The organism is Oleiphilus sp. HI0066, from assembly GCF_001635725.1.
The window spans coordinates 1-822 of the sequence record NZ_LWFH01000037.1; the positions used below are offsets into that span (position 1 = coordinate 1).

1 protein-coding gene is annotated in these 822 nt (G+C 46.8%); it reads right to left on the reverse strand.

Features of this window, described 5'->3' with window-relative positions; translation table 11 throughout:
- Positions 1-212 precede the first annotated feature (212 nt).
- The coding region (locus A3738_RS00920; RefSeq protein WP_068763271.1) for an SPOR domain-containing protein at positions 213-822 on the reverse strand (610 nt) is incomplete at its 5' end.

The following is an 822-nucleotide window of genomic DNA, read 5'->3' on the forward strand; positions in this document are numbered from 1 at the left end:
AACTTCGCCTTCTCTGCGGACAGATAAGATAGTGGTCATCGTTGAGCTCCTACTCGATGAATTTTTTTGTCTCGAACGAATATGGATGCGGAACTCAGAAATTCAAGGTTTCTGCGCGTAAAATAATGCGTACGCGCACGATGATGACTATGAGTGTCCAGGCTTTAAAAGAAGGGGAGAGTTAAGCGAAGCGAACAAGCGCCACTTTGAGCTTACTTTTTGCTTTTCTTCACGAGCGGCTGAATATTGATCGCATAGAGTTTATCTAAGGCCGCATTCATCTCACTACGAGAAGCAAAGGGGCCAGTTTGAACTCGGAACCATGTGCTGCCTTGGTCGTTGCTGGTCGCTTTGATTGAAGCTTTAAGTCCCTGAAATGCGATCGTAGCTTTCTGGCGTTCTGCGTCTTTGCGTTGACGGAAGGAGCCAGTTTGAAGCATGTACTGATATTCCTCCTGCACTCCTTTTTCTTTAAAGGTGTAAGCGGTTACTGCATCAGTTTCGACTTCGCTATTAGGAAGCATGTCATAAAACTGGAAGCGAGCTTCGGGCTTTTCAGTTTTTGTCGGCTCGACCTGCTTTGCTTGGCTTGGTTTTGTTGGTGTTGTAGGGTCTAGCGTGCGATCCGCCGGAAGTTGCGCAAGTTTGTACAGACCATAGACAAAACCGCCAAGAATGGCGGTAATGAGTGCGATGTGGAAAAACTTACTCTTGCCCGAGTTTGAGGGGGCTGGAGGCGCTGCTTTTGGAGCAGCAGCGCTCTTTTTTGCCGTTTTCTTTTTCGGTTTGCTTTTCGAGCTTGTTTTTGTTGTTGATGGTTTA